Origin of the sequence: Methylosinus sp. LW3 (assembly GCF_000527115.1) — a bacterium.
Lineage (GTDB): Bacteria > Pseudomonadota > Alphaproteobacteria > Rhizobiales > Beijerinckiaceae > Methylosinus.
Genome location: NZ_AZUO01000004.1, coordinates 218,001 through 233,741 on the forward strand (window position 1 = coordinate 218,001; position 15,741 = coordinate 233,741).

Sequence of the window (15,741 nt, forward strand, 5' to 3'; positions counted from 1 at the left end):
GAATCGGCAGAAGAAGCGTGCGAGAGCGCTCATTTGAGACCTCGCTTCGCGTCGATCGCGACGAGAATCTCGTTCAGCGCGGGGCCGAGCTCCCGCAGCATGCGCGGCGAGATGATTTCGGTATGCGGACAATCGAAGGCGACGAATTTCAGCGCGCCGACATAGGGCCGCCAGGTCTCCTCGACGTCCATGCCCTCCGGCAGAGTGCGCAGCGCGACGAAGAGCGTCGCTTCGCCCTCGTAGCGAGGGGTCCTCGCGGAGGCGAGCAGCCGGACCGAGTCCTCGTAATTGGCCATGATATGGCCGAACATCTCGGCCTTCTCACGCGCGAGCGTCGAATCGAGCGCCTCTTGCGAAGCGTCCATGAACAGCGCCTTCTCGCGCTCGATCTCCTCTTCGCCAGCCGCGTCGAGCGGCTTGCTCCAATCCTGGATTTCCGAAGGATAGGTGTCGAGCAGGCCGAGAAAGGCGATCTCCTCCCCTTCGGCCGAAAGACGCGCCGCAATGGCCTGCGCCACGACGCCGCCGAGCGAATAGCCGAGCAGCCGATAGGGACCATGCGGCTGAATCTCGCGCAGCGTCGCGAGATGCCGGTCGCAGACCTCCTCCATATTACGGCAGGAGGCGATCGGTCCCGAAGGCCGCGGCGATTGCAGCGCGATCACCGGCCAATCGCTGCGCAGATAGCGCGTCAGCACGCCGAACTGCCAGGAGAAGCCCGAGGCCGGATGGATGCAGACGAGCGGTGGCCCCTCGCCCGCGCGCAGACACAGCGTCTCGGCGAAGCCGGCGCGGCGATCCTCCTCGCGCCGCTCCGCGAATAATTCGCGCGCCAGGCTCTCGACGCTCGGCGCGGCCATCAGCTGGCCGACGGAAACAGAGACCTTCATCTCGCGCTGAATATCCGCGGCGAGGCGCATCGCCAGCAGCGAATGGCCGCCGAGCGCGAAGAAATCATCGTCCGCGTCGAGCTGGTCGACGCCGAGCGCGCGGGCGAAGAGATCGGCGAGCGCGATCTCGACGCCGGGCGTCGGCTTGCGGCCGTCGCGGCGCGGCGCGGCCTCCGGCTCCGGCAGCGCCTTGCGATCGAGCTTGCCGCTGGCGGAGAGCGGAAATTCCGGCAAGCGCACAATAGCCGTCGGCGTCATATGCGCCGGAAGCCTCTGCGCCACAGCGCGGCGCAGCGCCTCGACGTCGATCTCGACGCCCGCGACCACATAGCCGACGAGCCGCCGCTCATCGGTGCCGGCGAGGCCGCCCGCCGCGGAGGCTCGCGCGACGACCGCCGCCTGTTCCACGCCGGGCTGCTCGGCGAGGACGCTCTCGATCTCGCCGAGCTCGATGCGCTGACCGCGAATCTTGATCTGATCGTCGCCGCGACCGAGATAATCGAGCGCGCCGTCCGGCCGCCGGCGGACGATATCCCCGGTGCGATACATTCGCTCGCCCACGGCCTGCGGATCGGCGACGAAGCGGCTCGCCGTCAGCGACGGCCGTCGCAGATAGCCATCGGCGAGCTGGACGCCGGTCAGATAGAGATCGCCGGCGACGCCGATCGGCGTCTCCCGCAGCCAGGAGTCGAGCACGCGCACGCCCGTGTTCCAAACGGGTCGGCCGATCGGAACGCCCGTCGTCTCGAGGCCCGCGAGGGCCGCGCCGAAGGCCGGCTGATAGGTCACATCCACGGCGGCCTCGGTCGGCCCGTAGAGATTGTGCAGCGGCGCGCCGAACAGCGCCTCGAAGTCCTCCGCCAGCTCGCGCGACAGCGCCTCGCCGCTGCAGAACACGCGGCGCAGACTCTCGGCCTCGGCGGCGCGCGCGGCGTCGGTCGCCGCCACGAAGGCGGCGAGCATGGAGGGGACGAAATGCAGCGTGGTGACCCGATGCGCGCGGATGAGCCGCAAAATCTCCGCCGGATCACGATGCGCCTCTGGCGGCGCCATGACCAGAGCGACCCCGGCCATCAGCGGCCAGAAGAATTCCCAGACCGAGACGTCGAAGCTCGACGGTGTTTTCTGCAGCACGACGTCGCCCGCGCCGAGGCCATATTCGTGCTGCATCCACAACAGGCGGTTGACGATGGCGCGATGCGAGACGACGACGCCCTTCGGCCGGCCCGTCGAGCCGGAAGTGTAGATCACATAGGCCGGATCGTCGGGCGTGGCGGGAGAGGCGAAGCCCGCCTCCTCCGCTTCGCCGATCTGCGGCGAGCGGTCGAAGGCGAGCAGCGGCGCGAGCCACTCGAACCGGCGTCGCGACGCCTCGTCCGTGATGATGAGGCGCGGCGCTCCATCCTCGACCATGAAGTGGAGACGCTCGTCGGGATAGCTCGTGTCGAGCGGCAGATAGGCCGCGCCGGCCTGCTGCGCCGCCATCAGCGCGATGGAGAGCCGCGCCGAGCGCGGCAAAGCCACCGCGACGAGATCGCCGCGGCCAACCCCGGCCTCGGCGAGCGCGCGCGCCAATCGCGCGACCTGCCGACGGAGCTGTGCATAGCTCAGCTCATGATCGGCGTCGATCAGCGCAAGCGCGTCGGGCGTACGCAGCGCCTGCTCCTCGAGCAAGCTGCAGAGCGTCGCCGTCGGCGTCTCGACGCGGGTGTCATTGACGGCCGCGATCGTCTCGCGCTCGTCCAGCGTGAGCGGGCTGAGCGACGCGAGAGGCGTTTCCAGCGCATCGACGAGCTGCTCGAGCAGCTGGACGATGCGGCGGCCGAGACGCTCCGGCTCGGCGACTCCCTCGCGATATTCGAGCCGCAGCTCCAATTCGCGGCCGGGCAGCGCCATCAGCGTCAGCGGATAATGCGCGTAGCTGCGATTGCGCGCGCCGACGAGGCGCAGGCCCGCGAATTCCTCGGCGTAGAGCCGCGCGTCATCCGGATAATTCTCGACGACGAGCAGAGTGTCGAACAGCGTCGAGGCGCCGGCGAGGCGCTGGATCTCGCCGAGGCCGAGCCCGTCATGCTCCATGAGGGCGATCTGCCGGCTCTGAAGCTCGGCGAGCTGCACGGCGAGCGGCTGATCGGGCCGCAGGCGCACGCGCACGGGCAGCGTGTTGGTGAAGAGCCCGATATGCGCGTCGAGCCCGGCCTCCGCCTCCGAGCGGCCGGAAACCGGCGCGCCGAAAACGACGTCGCTGCGACCCGTCATCGCGCCGAGAAAGGCTGCAAAAACGCCCTGCAGGAGAGTGGCGAGGGTCGATCCGCGCCGGCGTCCGAACGCCTCCAGCTCCTTCGCCAGACCAGGCCGCAGAGCGAGCGGCAATTCGCGTGTCTCGCCGAATGCGGCGGCGGGATCGAACAGCAAGGTCGGCGCGGCGCCGGCGAGCGCCTCCCGCCATGCGGCGCGGGCGGGCTCCGGATCGCGCGCGGCGAGGCGGCGGACGACGCTCGAATAGTCGGGAAGGATCGGCGCGAGCGCGGCGCCGGCGTAGGCGTCGAGAAGATCGCGCAGCATCACGCCGGAGGACCAGCCGTCGCCGATGAGATGATGGCAGACGAGGAGAAGCGCATGGCGCTCTTCCGCCAGCCGAACCAGCACGGCGCGCGCCAGCATGCGGCGGCCGCCGCTCTCGGCCAGAAGGTCGCGGGCCAGTTCCTCGCGCTCGATTTTCTCGAGCGCGGCGGCCTGCTCCTGCGGACCGACGTCCGCCAGCCGCCGCTCGCTCCAAGGCCAGCGGCGCGGCGCCTGCGGCCCCTCGACGAGCGGCAGAATTTGGAACGCTTTGCCCTGCTCGACGTCGAAAATCGCCGCGAGCTGCGGATGGCGGCGCAACAGCGCCTCGAGCGCGTCGCGCAGCCGACCCATGTCGAGCGGCCCGTCGAGAGTGAACCGCGAGACGGCGTTGTAGCGGCTCGCGCTCTCCCCGAGCCCGGCATGGAACAGCAACCCCTCTTGCAGCGGCAGCGCCGGCAGAACGGCCGCTATTGCCCCATGGCGCGCCCGCAGCGCCTCGACCGTCGCGGCGTCGACGCCGTCGTCGAGGCGCATCGATGCGCCTTCCTCGGCTCGGCGCAGCACGGCCGCCATTCCGGCGACGCTACGCAGCTCGAAAACATCGCGCGGCCGCAGCCTATATCCGCGCTTGCGCAGCGCAGCGCAGAGGCCGATGGCGGAAATGCTGTCGCCGCCGAGAAAGAAGAAATCATCCTGCGCGCCGACCGTCTCGAGGCGCAGGACCTCGACGAGTATTTCCGCGAGCAGCGTCTCCAGTCCGGGCGCGGGCGGGCGCGCGGGCGACGCGTCCACGGACGGATCGGGCAGCGCCTTCCGATCGAGCTTGCCGCTCGCGCCGAGCGGGAAGGCCTCGAGCACGATGATGGCGACCGGCGTCATATAAGCCGGCAGGCGACGCGCCAGAGCGGCGCGCAGCGCCTCCGGATCGAGCGCGCCTTCCGGCGCATCCGGCGTCACATAGGCGACGATCTGGCGCGCGTCGCCCTCCGCCGCGCCCGCGCCGAAGAGCCGCGCGACCGCCGCCGCCCCGCCGACGCCGGGCTGCTCGAGGAGCGCGCTCTCGATTTCGCCCAATTCGATGCGCTGGCCGCGGATTTTGAGCTGATCGTCATTGCGGCCGAGAAAATCGAGAACGCCGCTCGGCAGCCAACGAGCGATGTCGCCGGTGCGATACATTCGTTCGCCGTCGCCCTCTGGATCGGCGACGAAACGGCTCGCCGTGAGCGCCGGCCGCCGCCAATAATATTGGGCGAGCTGCGCGCCGGTCAGATAGAGATCGCCGGCGACGCCGATCGGGACGGGACGCAGCCGCGCGTCCAGCACGCGCAAGCCGCAATTCCAGAGCGGGCGTCCGACCGGCACGCCAACGCCTTCCGCCGTCGCCAGCGCCGCGCCGAAAGCCGGCTGATAAGTGACCTCCACCGTCGCCTCGGTCGGGCCGTAGACATTGTGCAGCGGCGCGCCGTAGGTCCGCTCGAAAGCTTCGGCGAGCTCGCGCGACAGCGGCTCGCCGATGCAGAAGACGCGCCGCAGCGCGGTCTTTTCCGGCTCGGCGTGCGGCGTCATCCGCACGGCAGATAGGAAAGCCGAGAGCAGCGAGGGCACGAAATTCAGCGTGGTGACGCCATGCTCGCGAATGACGCGCAGCAGTTCCGCCGGATCGCGATCGACGTCCGGCGGCGCCATCACGAGGCGCGCGCCGGACGTCAGCGGCCAGAAGAATTCGCCGACCGAGACATCGAAGCTGCAAGGCGTCTTCTGCAGCACGACGTCATCGCTGGCGAGGCGATATTCGTGCTGCAGCCAGAGCAGGAGATTGACCACCGCCCCATGCGGCACGACGACGCCCTTCGGCCTCCCCGTCGAGCCCGACGTATAGATGACATAGGCTGCATCTTCTGGCGACGGCGACGCGACGCGCGCAGGCGGCGCATCCGCTTCGATGACGGCCAGCGCGTCGAAGATCAGCACGGGAGCCATCGTGTCGAAGCGCCCGCGCAGCGCGCTATTGGTGACGATGAGCCGCGGCGCCGCATCCTCGACCATGTAAGCGAGCCGCTCGTCTGGATAGCTCGTGTCGAGCGGCAGATAGGCGGCGCCGGCCTCGAGCGCCGCCATCAGCGCCAGGCTCAGATGGACCGAGCGCGGAAGCGCCACCGCGACGCCATCACCGCGAACCACTCCCGCCGCGGCCAGCTCCCGCGCCAGCCGCGCGACCTGGCCGCGCATCTCGCGATAGGCCAGCCTATATCGGCGATCGATCAATGCAGGCGCGTCCGGCGTGCGCTCGGCCTGCGCGTGCAAGAGGTCGCACACAGAAAGCGGCGGAATGACGCGCCGCGTGTCATTGGCCGCTGCGATCAGCGCCGTTTCGCTCTCCGTCATGAGCGCGATTTCGCCGATCGGAGTCTGCGGGCTTTCGGCGAGCCGACGTGCGAAGCGCGCGAGTCGCCGTGCATGCAGCTCGAGCTCGCGCTCCCCGTAACGCGCGCCATTGGCGACGAGATCGACGATGAGCTCGCGCTCGGCGAGATAGACGTCGAATTCGATATCCTCGACCGGGCCGGAAGCGAGCTGATGCGTGATCCCTTCGACACCCGCGAAGTCGAGGCGATAGTCGAACATTTTGAAATTCAGCAGCGGCCCATGGAGCGCGCGTCCAGAGGCGAGGAAGCCGAGATCGCGCCGCAGCAGCTCGGCCTCATATCGCTGACGGCGACGCACCATGTCCAATTCGCGCCCCAGCGCGCCCGCGACATCGAAGAAGCACATTTCCGCGTCTATCGCGATCTGCAGCGGCAGGACATTCACCACCGGCCCGATCGCATGCAATGCGACCGAGCCCATGCGCCGCATGAAATGCGCCCCCACCGAGAGACGCGCCGCGCCGGTCATGCGGCGCAGATAGAGGGCGACCGCAGCCATCGCCATCACGCCGACAGAAACGCGCCCGGCCGTCGCATGTGCGGACAGAAGTGCGGTCGTTTGCGCATCGAGCACGATCCGCTCGCGCAAGGGGAGCGTGAATTTTCCGTCCGCCGGCGCGCGCCGCGACGACAGAGTGACAGCCTGCGGCAGATCGCGCGCATGCTCTGCCCAAAATCGCCGATCGGCGGTTTGCGCCGGCGAGCCGTCATAGGCCGCATATTCCTTCACCACCTCGGCGAAGGAAACGAAAGGCGAAGGAGACGGCGCCAGCCCGCGGCGCAGCGCGGTGTAGATTTCGCTCACGCGTCGCGCTATCGCCGTGAAGCCATATCCATCGACCGAAAGATGGTGATAGCGCTGAAACCAGAACCAGCGTTCGCCGCCGCCGGCCGCCGACCCCTCCGCGCCGAGACGAAACAACATGTGCCGGTAGAGCGGCGCTTCGCCCGCGAGCGTCCGAGGCGTCTCCAGATCGTCGCGCATCAGGCGCCGCGCGGCGCCGACCGGATCGGCTTCGCCTGTCAGATCGACGAGCTCCGGCTCCGGCAGATCGGCCGGCTGCACATTGTTCGGCACGAGCTGCGCAGGCCCCTCCTCCGTCTCGACGAAGCGCGCATGGACGAGATCGGCCTCCGCGAGCCCGAGACGGACCGCGGCGCTGAAGCAGGCGACGTCCAGCCTGCCCTTCAGCTCGACATATTGCGCGACGACATAAACGTTGGAGGCGGCGGCGAGCTGCTCCGCCATCCATATGCCGGGCTGCGCCGCGACGAGCGGAAGCGTCTGCGCAGCCGCGAGCGGCCGCTCTGGAGCGATGTCTGCGAGCACGATCTGTCCTTTGAAAATCGAAACGTCACGAAGCAAAACAGGCGCGAAAAGGCGCGTCAGCCGGCCTCTGCGCGCGGACGCATGTCGATCCAATGATCGTCGACATATTGCATGCATTGCAGGCGCGTTCCCGGACCGAAGACACGGCGCCATCCTTTCGGATCGGCGGAAAAATCCGGCCACAGGCTGTATTGCGCGCGTGCGTTGACGAGAACGACGAAGCTCAGCCGCTCGTCGTCGAATGGATTGATCTGCGCGTCATCCATGGATGTCGTCTCCTTCACCGGCGCCGACCGCAGCGGCGCATCTGCTCGAAGAAACTGGAATCCGGGCGCCTGGGGCCAGCTCCTGCCGACGCGTCGACCAGACGCTGTCTGTCGGCCCCAGCTCGGCGCGGCGCGCCGTCACGCGCGCCAGAGCCGCAAAGCAGAGCGCTGCGCCCAAAGCGACGATATCGACGCCGACGCTGATCGGATCGGCCGCCGCCCAAGGCCCGAGGCCGGGCGCCGCCAGAGCGACCGCGCTGGTGATGGGAAGCGAGAGAGCGCCGACCGCCGCGACATAGGCCAGCTCGATTCCAGCGCGCGCCGCGCCGCGCAGAAACGCGAAGGCGAGAGCGCCGAAGAAGACGGCGTGATAAATCCCATGACGCCACGCCTCGACGTCCTCGACATGGCCATAGAGCCATTTGGTGGCGACGATGGCGAAAGAGAGCGCGCAGACGCATCCCAAACACACGCCGATCGACGCCGCCGCCATGAGGCGCGAGGCCGTCGTCTGCACGACCTGCTCCCCATGGCGGCGCGCGGTCCGCCGACGCGATTCGATCCACAAGAGATTGCCGGAATAGAACAGGAAGGCGCCGGCGAGACCGAGAAAGAAATAGGCCCAGCGCACGGGCTCGCCGCCATAGCTGCCGAAATGCAGCGCGAAGAATGGCGACACGGCGGCCGTCCAGCCGCTCTGCTTCTCGGGAAGATAGTCGACATTGACGAGTTCCCCAGTCGCGCCACGCACGACGGCGAAGCCGCCGCCGCGCGACAGAAAGCGCTGATCCTCTCCGACGACGCGCACGAACGCGCCACGCGTATCCGCATCGCGATAATGCAGGCTGATCGGCGAGAACTGCGGCGAGACGGCTTCGACGGCCGCGGCCAATTCCACGACCTTCTTCATCGGCGCCTTCTGCTCGTCGCGCTTTGCGCCTCCGAAAGGGCCGGTCGCGCGCATGATCGTCGGCAGCCTGCCGTCATAGACGACATGATCCAAAGCGTCATAGATCGGCTCGTGCAGACCGAACACGACCGCCGTCAACGCGATGACGAGATGGAAGGGGAAGCTCGCGACGCCGACGAGATTATGCGCATCGAGCCACATTCGCTTCAAATTCGCGGTGAGTCGTAGCGCCAGAAAATCCTTGGCTAGCGAGGGGAGAACCAGGATGAGACCCGAGACGAGCGCGACGGCGTAGACGGCGCTCACGACGCCCATCACTGTCGTTCCCGTTTCGCGATCGAGAGGAAGGCCGGCGGTCCGATGGATCATGTCCACAAAGGCGCCGACGCCAAAAGCGTTCGAGCGCTCGATGCGCAATTCGCCATCCGCGCCGAGCGTCGCCGACCAGACGACATCGTCGCTGCGGCTCTTGCGCCAAGTCAGACGGGCCGGCTCGTTGGCCGTCGCCAGACGAAGCGTGAAGTCTTTGGCCGCCTCGGGCCGCGCCGCCAATGTCTTCTCGATGAGGCGATCGGCGTCCTCGGTCGAAATGGTGCCGCGGGTCGGCGGCGAAGCCCAATGAGCGAGCGGCTCCGCGAAGATGGTGAGCGCGCCGGCGTAGAAGCAGACGAAGAGCAGCATGCCGGTCACGATGCCGGTCCATGTGTGAACGCTCTTGTAGAGCCGCAAGATCTCGCCGCGCATGTCTCGTCCTCAGTACAAAAGTCGCCGACAGAGATAGAGTCCGCCGAAGGCGAGAAGATTGGCGCCGCCGAGCCACAGAAACGCTGCGCGTCCGCTGCGAAACAGAAAGACGAAACTCGCGACGCCGAGCCAGATCGGCGCGACGAGCCACATGACGAATTGATATTTGTTGCGCGCCTCGAGGCCTCCGGGGCCGGCGACGGCGAAGAGGCCGGCGAGAGCGACCGCCAATGTGAAGCCGAGCAAAGAGCCGGCGATGCTTTTGCTCAGCCAATCGGAGCGAAACTCGGCCATGCCTATTTCCTCCCTCTCAGCGCGACGAGGCTCGGCAGTGCGATCAGCAGCGGCATCAGCGCGGCGAGCGTCGCGAAGAAGGCGGTCGAGGATTCGAGACGAATCCGCCAGACCATCCAAGCAGCGAGAAGAAAGGCCGCGGCAAAGAGGCCTGCCTTCCGCCACCGAAGGCGCAAAAGCGATTGGCGCGGCGAGGCGAGATAGAGACAAGCTGCGCCGGCGACGACGAGGGCGAAAGCCGATGAATGGAGGAGCGCCGCCGGCATTTCTCTCTCCTCAAAAATCGACGGTCGCGGATAGGAGAACCGTTCGCGGCGAGCTCAAAATGACGATGCCGTCCGCGAAATAGGATCCCGCCCAATAATTGTGATCGAGCAGATTATTCGCATTGGCGCGGAAGGTGACCTTCTTGTCGAAGAGCTGCGTCGAATAGCGCAGGCCCGCGTCGAGGCGCGCCCATTCGGGAATTTTCTGCGTGTTGGCGGAGTTGACGAATTGCGCGCTCGTATAGACGACGCGTCCTTCGAGCGTGAGCCCGGGAACAAAGGGCGTATCCCATTCGCCGCCGAGATTGACCTGCCATTTCGGCGTGCCATAGGCAGTCTTTCCGTCGAGCTGGCCATTCGCCGTCTTGGTGAGCACGCCGATCGTATAGGCCGCGCCGCCGAGAATGCGCACGCCCTCGACGATCTCGCCGAACACGTTCCACTCTATGCCTTGGTTTTTCTGGCGTCCGTCGGAATTGTAGACATTGCCGCTCTTGATGAGGCTCGGCTTCTCGATCTCGTAGAAGCTCAGCGTGTTGGCGATCGATCCGGCGTCCCATTTGACGCCCGTCTCGATCTGTCGCGACTTATAGGGCGGAAACATCTGATTATAATTCGCCGCCGCCGTATCGGTGACGCGCTCGCCCTGGGTCAGGCCCTCGATATAATTGGCGTAGAGCGACATGGATATCGGCAAAGGCTTGACGATGAGGCCGAAAGCGGGCGTCACCGCGCTCTCGTCGTAGTAGGTCGTCTCGGCGCCCGTCGTCGTATTGTAGCTCTTCGTCTGAACACGCTGCGCGCGGAGGCCGAGAATGAGTTGCGCCCGATCGTCGAAGGCGGAGAGCGTATCGGCGAGGGCGATGCTCGAGAGCGTCGTATCGGTCGACTTCGGCGCTTCTCCCGGATCGCGCGCGATGAGCGGCGTGACGGGGAAGTAGATGCTCGACACATAGGCCGAGCTGCGCTGAAAGGCCGAGCCGATCTTCGATTCGAGATTGGCCGCGCTCAAGGACAATCGATGGCCGATTTCGAAAGTGCGGAAGTCGGCGCGCAGGCCGCCTTGAAACGAAATCGTGTCGGTATAGCCGCGCAGATCGATCGAGGTTCCGCTGTAGCGGCCGAGGACATTGACATTGGTCGCGACGGTCGAGTTCGTCAGCCCGTTGAAGCGCGCGTCGATCGCGCCGGCGCTCGCGAACAGAGTGACATTGTCGGCGAGATCATATTCCACGCGCCCCATGGCGCCGGAATTGTTCATTCGACCAGAGAGACCGCGGAAAATATTGTTGCTGGAATCCGGCGCGGCGGCGACGCCGGTTCCGGTGAAGCTCGCCATCATCGGCACGCCGCCGCGCGCGATCTCCTGGTTGAAATAGGCGTCGAGCGCGATGCGCAGCTTCTCGCCGCGATAGTCCAGCGCGAGCGCCTCGAGCCCACGTTCGCGCGATTGATAATCGAGCGTCGTGTCGCCGCCGCGATAGGCGCCATTGAAGCGAACGCCGAAGGCGTTGTCCTGGCCGAAGCGCCTGCCGACATCGATATGCGTTCCGAATTGCGAGTTCGACGTATAATCGGCGGTGACGCTCGTCACAGGCGTGTCGCCGGCCTGCTTGGTGACGAGATTGATCGATCCGCCGACGGCGCCATAAGGAGCCATGCCGCTCAACAGCGCAGCCGGCCCCTTCAGCACTTCGACGCGCTCGAGAAACTCTGTCGGCACGCGGCCGTCCGGCGCGACGCCATAGAGTCCGTTGAGCGCCGTCTCGCTGACGAGAACGGAAAAGCCGCGGATACGGAAATTCTCGCGGACCTGACCGGAGGAGACGGTGAAGCGCACGGAAGGATCATTCTCGAGCACGTCGGAGAGCGTGCGCGCCTGCTGGTTCTCGATGAGCTTCGACGTGTAGCTCGTCACATTGAAGGGCGTGTCGAGAAAATCGCGATTGCCGAGCATGCCGAGACGCGCGCCGCGCGCCGCCTGACCGCCGGCAAATTCCTTCGGCAGATTGCCGAGCTCGGCTTGCGATGGAGCCGGAACCAGCACTGGCGCCGCAGATAGCGTCGCGCCGACGGAAGGCGAAGGCGCGCGCCTCTGCGCGGGCGTTGTCGCAGCACGTGCTCGCGCTCGCCCGACATGCGCGGCGGCCGCGCTCTGGCGAACGACCGGCCGCGGCTTCTCTTTGGGCGCATCGACTGCAACAGCAGGCAAAGACGTGACGCCCGGCTCCGCATGTGCGGAGCCATCGGCGCCGAGAAGCAGAAGCGCGGCGGCGCCCAGCAATCTGCCCCCATCTATACGGCTATCAGGCCACGTTTTTACTTGAGACCGACTTGATGTCCGGGGCAAGCGAGGGCTGCGCATTTCGATATATACCTTTTTTGCTCATATATTGCTACTATATTTATAGTATTAACTGCGGCATAGAAGGTCAATCGCGGCGACGCCTATATTGAAACATTTGCAAATAGCGATTTATATATATAAAACAACACCGTATGCTGTATCGGTAGCTAAAAGTGGAATTGTTATGCTTCCAAACAATCGCAATCCTCGAGCTCGGCAGGCGTCTGCGACGCGACTCGCCAGCGTCTCTCGTGGCGGCCCGGAAAATCCCCGCCGCGACCGACTTAGCAGTCAGGAGGTCGGCGAGATCCCGATCGAGCAAGCCCCACCGGCTGCATCGATCCTCGAGGCGCTCATCGCGCCTCCTGATAGCCCACAAAGCCGGAAGCGGCAGAGGCGATCACGACGACGCACGACATCCTCTCGGCGTCGAGCGACCGAACGTCGAAACCGGTAGTTGATCTATCCAACGATCTTCAGAGCGCCGTCTTTGTTCCGGGCCTCGTCATCCTGAGCGCCGCATGAATCGAACGATATTTTGAAGGTCGCTCCGCCCCCCTCCGTGGGCTCCATCCAAATGCGGCAGCAATGCGCCTGAATCAGCTCTTCAGCGATCGCGAAGCCGAGGCCTGCCCCCGGCGTGGAGTCGGATTTACTCCAGAATGGCTCGAAAATCGCGCGTCGATCCTCCTCTTCCACGCCATCGCCGTGGTCCACAATCCAGATCGACGCATCGTCAAAAATTCGGAATATCACCGTTCCTCCTTCGGGCTCGGCCCGCAGCGCATTATCGGTGAGATTGACGATCACGGATTCGAGCGCGGTGCGACTGCCCCGCACGACAACGAGCGCATCCGGCGCCTCCAGCACGGTCTGGCGCTTCGATCGCACCGCGAGCAAGGCCGAGTCGGCGATTGTCGCACGCGCCAGAGCGGCGAGATCGACCGTCTCATCGAGGCGCGCCCTTCGCCCGCCGAGCCGCGCAGTCACGAGCAACTGCTCGACGATATTACGAATGCGACGATGATCGCGCCTCAGATCGGTCTTGAAGCTCGGCTCCTCGGGCGCATCGAGACGCGCGCCGAGGATGGTCACCGGCGTGCGAAGTTCATGCGCCGCATTGGCGGTGAATCGGCGATGCCGCTCGACACCGGCGTCGAGACGCGAAAGCGCGCCATTCACGGCCTCGACCAGCGGCCCAATCTCCGTGGACACGCCAGCGAGCGACAATCACCGATGCAAAGAGTCCATGTCGATGCGAGCCGCCTGGGCGGCGATGACGCGCAATAGATGCAGACTCCAGCGGACCGCGATCCATGCCGCTGCGGCGCTCATCAATACCGCCATCACGAGATAAGGAGGCGTCCAACTGAGGTCCTCGAGCGCGTAATCATAAATATCTGTTGATTTCCATTGAGAGCTGACCCAGGCAGCACGAGTTTTTCCACCGAGAACTGACCCATGTTCGACCCTTTCCCCCTCGACCGTCGCGGGGGACCTGGGAGTGATCGACATGGAGTTATTGAGCGTCATCCGACGCTGGCGATATCGGCAGGAGTTCTCGATCCGGGAGATTGCGCGACGCACGGGGCTGTCACGCAATACCATGCGCAAATACCTGCGTTCGGACAGCGTCGAGCCGCGGTTCGCCACGCCCGATCGACCGAGCCGGCTCGACCCGTTCGCCGATAAGCTGGCGCACATGCTGCGTCAGGAGGCCGCAAAATCGCGCAAGCAGAAGCGGACGGTCAAGCAGTTGCATGCGGATCTGGTCGCCCTCGGCTACGACGGTTCCTACAATCGCGTGGCGGCCTTCGCGCGCGAGTGGAAGGCGGCGCGGCATCGGGAGCAGCAGACCTGCGTGCGCGGCGCGTTCGTGCCGCTGACGTTTCTGCCCGGCGAGGCGTTCCAGTTCGACTGGTCGGAGGATTGGGCGATCATCGCGGGCGAGCGGACCAAGTTGCAGGTCGCCCAGTTCAAGCTCTCCTACAGCCGCGCATTCTTCCTCCGCGCCTACCCGCAGCAGACGCATGAGATGCTGTTCGACGCCCACAACCACGCCTTCCGCGTGCTGGGCGGCGCGCCCCGGCGAGGTGTCTATGACAACATGCGCACCGCGATCGACAAGATCGGGCGTGGCAAAAACGCCAGGTCAACGCCCGCTTCATAGGGAACATCCTCGCTGGCGATGGCCCCGAAAGACACCAGGCCTACGCAGATCGCCAGTGGAGCGAAAAGCGTCGCGCGCAACCCGAGGCCTCCCGTCAAGGACATGCGCCGATGCGCCGGCCCCTGGTCCCGATGACCTGCTGATCGCCGCCCGGCCCCGACATCGTCATCGTCCCTTCATAGCTCGTCTTGGCGTAAGTGAGGTCGGACGCCATGGTCATGCCCTGACAGACGGTGGAGAAGCGGATTCTCGGGCCGTCGAGTTTCAGATCCTTGATCGTGCATTTGCCTTTCCGATTTTCCGCGCTCAGGGCGGCGGCGATTCCTTTTTCATCGCCATTGGCGCTCTTGGCTTCTTCCGCGGTGATGCAACGTTCTGTGGCGGCGCCGACCGGCTGCCCCTGTAGTAATGGCGTCACCGACCACAAGCCGGGCTCCAGACGTTCCTGCGCTATCGCCGGAACGACGGCGCACAGCGCCAATGTGACGAATGTCATTCTCTTCATGCTTCTCATGTCCTTATCGCTCGACCAGTTCGACGCGACGGTTCTTGGCGCGTCCGGCGTCATCATTGTTGAGGGCAATCGGCGACGACATGCCGGCGCCGAAAGGGGTGAGCCGCGAGGGATCGACGCCGTGATCGCGTGTCAAAGCGACGACGACGGCCTTGGCGCGGCGATCGGACAAGCCGAGATTATAGCCAAATTCCCCCTGATTTGTCGGTGTGACCGGCGACGATCAGCTTCAAGCCGGGCTGGGCCGCGAGCAGCTTGGCGATTTCGACCAGCGTCGGCTTCGACTCTGGCTTCAGATCCGACTGGTCGGTGTCGAAGAATATGCCGTAGAGCGCCACACGGCCCGAGGCCCCGAGCCCGGAGGCCATCGCGCCGGCGTCAAGAAAGACAATTCGGTCGACTTGGATCGGCTTCAGTTCCGCGGTCGTGACCGAGATGATCGGAGCGCTCCGGCTTTCGCCCACCAATATGGCGGCGTAGACATCCCCTTCCGCGCGCGCGAGCTTGGCCAGCACATAACGCACGCCTGAGCCGAAGCGTGCATTGACCATGGCCCCTTCGAGTTCCCCGCCGAGACGAAAATAGGAATTTTCGCCGCCGAGGCAGGTTCGATCGCCGCATTCGAACAGAATTTCGAACCCTTTCGTCTCGAGCGAGGATTTGAAATTTTGTTCGATTTCGAGAGCCGAGCGATCCTTCGGCCCGTCATAGCGTATAGTGGTGATCCTGCCCTGCAGCGTGAGGCTGACGCCGGCCAACTTGTCGCCGGAAGCTTTGAGATCCATCGGACGGTCGAGCAGTCGCGCTTCGCCGAACTGAGATTGCTTATAGACCGTGATCTCCGAGCCGGCGTAGCGGCCGACCAGAGGATGATCCTGCGATCCGCGAAGATCGGCGGCGCAGGCCGATTCGGCGCAGAGCGCCAGCGCGATCAGTGTGACGGCGGGAAAGAACAACTCGCATTTCGACATATTCCTGCTCCTGCCCGTTTTGCCGGGAGCGAGGTCTAGGCGTTCAGA

At 65.6% G+C, this 15,741-nt stretch carries 11 protein-coding genes and 1 pseudogene; 1 reads left to right on the forward strand and 11 read right to left on the reverse strand.

The window, feature by feature from the left end:
• Nucleotides 1–29 precede the first annotated feature (29 nt).
• The 8 genes from METLW3_RS0123765 to METLW3_RS27220 form a co-directional block, all read right to left on the reverse strand.
• Nucleotides 30–7,211, reverse strand: a complete 7,182-nt coding sequence (locus METLW3_RS0123765; protein ID WP_245267498.1) for a non-ribosomal peptide synthetase — start codon at nucleotides 7,209–7,211, stop codon at nucleotides 30–32.
• Between the two features lie 56 nt (nucleotides 7,212–7,267).
• Nucleotides 7,268–7,477 carry an MbtH family protein gene (locus METLW3_RS0123770; RefSeq protein WP_024882220.1) on the reverse strand — a complete coding sequence of 70 codons (210 nt, stop codon included), beginning with the start codon at nucleotides 7,475–7,477 and terminating at the stop codon, nucleotides 7,268–7,270.
• On the reverse strand, nucleotides 7,470–9,131 hold the full coding sequence (locus METLW3_RS0123775) for a PepSY-associated TM helix domain-containing protein (protein WP_024882221.1): 1,662 nt from the start codon (nucleotides 9,129–9,131) through the stop codon (nucleotides 7,470–7,472). The genes METLW3_RS0123770 and METLW3_RS0123775 overlap by 8 nt, the downstream gene beginning before the upstream one ends.
• Before the next feature lie 9 nt (nucleotides 9,132–9,140).
• Nucleotides 9,141–9,425, reverse strand: a complete 285-nt coding sequence (locus METLW3_RS0123780; protein WP_024882222.1) for a hypothetical protein — start codon at nucleotides 9,423–9,425, stop codon at nucleotides 9,141–9,143.
• 2 nt (nucleotides 9,426–9,427) lie between these two features.
• Nucleotides 9,428–9,691 carry a hypothetical protein gene (locus tag METLW3_RS0123785; RefSeq protein WP_024882223.1) on the reverse strand — a complete coding sequence of 88 codons (264 nt, stop codon included), beginning with the start codon at nucleotides 9,689–9,691 and terminating at the stop codon, nucleotides 9,428–9,430.
• 10 nt (nucleotides 9,692–9,701) lie between these two features.
• The gene (locus METLW3_RS0123790; protein WP_024882224.1) at nucleotides 9,702–11,975 is read right to left on the reverse strand and encodes a TonB-dependent siderophore receptor; all 2,274 of its coding nucleotides are present in this window, start codon (nucleotides 11,973–11,975) and stop codon (nucleotides 9,702–9,704) included.
• Between the two features lie 525 nt (nucleotides 11,976–12,500).
• Nucleotides 12,501–13,253 (reverse strand): HAMP domain-containing sensor histidine kinase, encoded by a 753-nt coding sequence (locus METLW3_RS26525; RefSeq protein WP_198022897.1) that lies wholly within the window; start codon nucleotides 13,251–13,253, stop codon nucleotides 12,501–12,503.
• Nucleotides 13,254–13,268: 15 nt separating this feature from the next.
• Nucleotides 13,269–13,553 (reverse strand): hypothetical protein, encoded by a 285-nt coding sequence (locus METLW3_RS27220; RefSeq protein ID WP_051465624.1) that lies wholly within the window; start codon nucleotides 13,551–13,553, stop codon nucleotides 13,269–13,271.
• Between METLW3_RS27220 and istA the strand changes: the two are divergent.
• A pseudogene (gene istA, locus METLW3_RS0123800) lies at nucleotides 13,552–14,204 on the forward strand (IS21 family transposase); the annotation flags it as partial. The gene METLW3_RS27220 and the pseudogene istA overlap by 2 nt on opposite strands.
• Before the next feature lie 98 nt (nucleotides 14,205–14,302).
• Here istA and METLW3_RS0123805 read toward each other — a convergent pair.
• Genes METLW3_RS0123805 through METLW3_RS26530 form a run of 3 tightly spaced genes read right to left on the reverse strand, consistent with a single transcriptional unit; the run spans nucleotide 14,303 to nucleotide 15,693 of the window.
• Nucleotides 14,303–14,713, reverse strand: a complete 411-nt coding sequence (locus METLW3_RS0123805; RefSeq protein WP_024882226.1) for a DUF3617 family protein — start codon at nucleotides 14,711–14,713, stop codon at nucleotides 14,303–14,305.
• Nucleotides 14,714–14,726: 13 nt separating this feature from the next.
• Nucleotides 14,727–14,894 (reverse strand): OmpA family protein, encoded by a 168-nt coding sequence (locus tag METLW3_RS27940; RefSeq protein WP_083967387.1) that lies wholly within the window; start codon nucleotides 14,892–14,894, stop codon nucleotides 14,727–14,729.
• A gap of 7 nt (nucleotides 14,895–14,901) precedes the next feature.
• Nucleotides 14,902–15,693, reverse strand: a complete 792-nt coding sequence (locus METLW3_RS26530) for a DUF4892 domain-containing protein (protein WP_051465626.1) — start codon at nucleotides 15,691–15,693, stop codon at nucleotides 14,902–14,904.
• Nucleotides 15,694–15,741 lie beyond the last annotated feature (48 nt).